General features: G+C 40.0%; 3 protein-coding genes. 1 reads left to right on the top strand and 2 read right to left on the bottom strand.

Features of this window, described 5'->3' with window-relative positions; genetic code table 11:
• Window positions 1-876: hypothetical protein (locus tag Q0340_RS06535; RefSeq protein WP_298082635.1), on the top strand; the 876-nt coding region annotated here is incomplete at its 5' end.
• On the opposite strand, the gene Q0340_RS06530 is transcribed toward Q0340_RS06535, so the two are convergent.
• Window positions 847-1,965 carry a hypothetical protein gene (locus Q0340_RS06530; protein WP_298082634.1) on the bottom strand — a complete coding sequence of 373 codons (1,119 nt, stop codon included), beginning with the start codon at window positions 1,963-1,965 and terminating at the stop codon, window positions 847-849. The two genes, Q0340_RS06535 and Q0340_RS06530, sit on opposite strands and share 30 nt — an antisense overlap.
• On the bottom strand, window positions 1,943-2,423 hold a 481-nt coding region (locus tag Q0340_RS06525; RefSeq protein WP_298082633.1), incomplete at its 5' end, for a hypothetical protein. The genes Q0340_RS06525 and Q0340_RS06530, both read right to left, overlap by 23 nt.

Below are 2,423 nucleotides of genomic sequence, written 5' to 3'. Positions count from 1 at the left end.
GAGATAGCGCAGGATATAGAAGCTACGGCAAAAGATAAGCCTAGCATCTTAAGCAATATGCACTCCTATCTTAAAGCCGTAGGCGCAAACTCCGCTTCAGAGCTAAAGGATTTAAGCGGCAAGGATATAGGACTAAGCTACGCAAGGCAAATGGCAAGCGAGCATATCAATAAAGAGTTTAAAAATATCGCTTATGAAATTTTATCTGGCTCTCAAGGCTTAGCGCAGAATTTAAAAAATGGCGCTATTAATGCAGCTCGCTTTGCAAGGCGCGCATTAAGCGAAACCAAAGGCGCGGATTATCTTTTGCGAAACGACGAGCTATTTAGCGCCAAAAGCGCATATAGCGCTAAAATGGAAAATCTACAATCCGCGCTTAGTGGATTAGACGACGCAGACCGCGTAGCTATGCATGAATATATGGTGGGTGAAGGAAATGCCATTAAGCCTGAGCTGAAGCCACTAGCAGACGCGCTAAGACGTCAGATTGACGATATGAGTGCTAAGCTCGTAGATCTAGGCGTTTTAAATAAGGCTAGCAGAGACGCGCTAGCGGGGCAATATCTTGCTCGCTCTTATGAAAAGCATCTAAAAGATCGCATCAACTCAGTGTTTTCAAGCGGTAAAAAGGTAGATGAAATTCACAGCAGAGGCTTTGCGTTTAAAGAGTTTAAAGATAGGGAAGCGATGGATAAATTTCTATCTAAAAATCCGCAGATTGCAAAGTCTATGGATCAGGCTTACAATAAAGGCGGCGTGCGCGTAGTAGAAAAGCCTAATGGTAAAATTGAGCTTTGGAGGGATTATACCAAAGATGAGCGTTCGGCTATGGGGGAGATAAAAAGATTAGCTCTTTATCTCATTTACCTCACATAGCAGCCAGCCAAACGGCACGTACTCCGCTTCTATTTGGTCTTCAATCTTTGCGAGCCATGTCGTAGTTTTGGCTTCTTTTATGATAGGATTTTTACCGACGCCTTGCTTTATGCTAATTTCTCTTTCGCCCTCTATCGTTACGGCGCGTGCGCCGCTATGTCTGCCCACGCGAAGTAAGAATTGATTTGGCACCAAATCGCTCCTACTAAAATCCTTATAGATTTCATAAAATTTTTCGCTCAAGCATTTGGGTACTCCGTCGTCATTGAATAAAGAGCGAAATATCGGCTCATAGTGATCGTTGCAAGCTTTGATTAGGCGATTAATATCTAGGGGTTCTTTCTTAAAATTTTGCTTAATGCTTAAAGGAATTTCGCATGTCGCGTTTGAGACTATAGCTTCTAAACGGGTGCTTAGCGAATCATTATATTTTATATCATTATTTTTAAGTTCTCGTTTGACGTTTACGGTGGAATAAATTTTACTTGCTAAACCACCGCTATCGCTAATGAGTAGATTTTTAAATGGATTTCCGTCGCTCGGACTTAGTAAAAGATCGCGCACATCATGGTACTTTATTCCTTCTTTTACTAATAGCTCTTGGTATGCTGTAGAAATCGCTCCTTTTAAACTGCTGCCGGTTAGGATCGCCGAATCCCTTTTTTGATTTTTATTCGATACGCATTTATAAATTTCAAGCTGATTTATTACGTTATTTTTGCCACTTTCTTTTTGAACTACCTTGCCAATTTTATCGTAATATTCTTGCGCGACATTCGGGCTTACTTCTACGATTTTATAGGCTACTTCTCTTCCTTGTTTTTTATGCGCGAATATAAAATTTTGCATTTTAATAAGCCCATTTTCATCGGATACTTCCGCTAGATTGCGGAATTTTTCCTTATCCGTTTCGGATAGAATTTCATATAGAGCTATTATGTCAAATTCATAAAGTGCATCTATCTCTTTCCCGTTCGGTTGTAGAATTTTTTCTATTACATATCCGGTCGGTTCATAAATTTCGCCGCTTCCGATATGCACGGGGCTTAGAATTTTGATTTTTAATTTATAGTGTTTGACAAAGCTCATTTCCGCTCCATTTCGTAGGCATTAAAATAGCGTATCCTTGTTGCACGCTTTTTTTGTAGGTTGAAGCACCGCGAATGCTTTTACCGATAAATTGTATATTGCTTTCGTCTTCTAGCGCTATTAATGCTGATGTTTGCGCCATTAATACGGGTTTTTTAGTCACATCTGACGATAAAGCCAGATCTCCGCCATGCTTTCCGAACCTAGTAAATGGCTCGTAAAAGCACTTCTTGATAGCTAAATCGGATCCTTGTAAAACAAAAGGGCTGAGCGCCATAAAGATTTTACTTGTAGGCGTATTTAAATTTTCAAATTTATCGATCTTAAATCGCCCTTTGCCAATACTTGCCTTTTTTCCGTAGCCGCATTCTCCTATATCATGCATGACAGCTTTTAATTCCTCTTGGCTAAAAGCATTTTCATCGATTAAAAAATATATATCAAGCGGCGGCAATGCT

Origin of the sequence: uncultured Campylobacter sp., assembly GCF_938045595.1 — a bacterium.
Taxonomy (GTDB): domain Bacteria; phylum Campylobacterota; class Campylobacteria; order Campylobacterales; family Campylobacteraceae; genus Campylobacter_B.
This window is presented reverse-complemented; position numbering and strand designations above follow the sequence as displayed.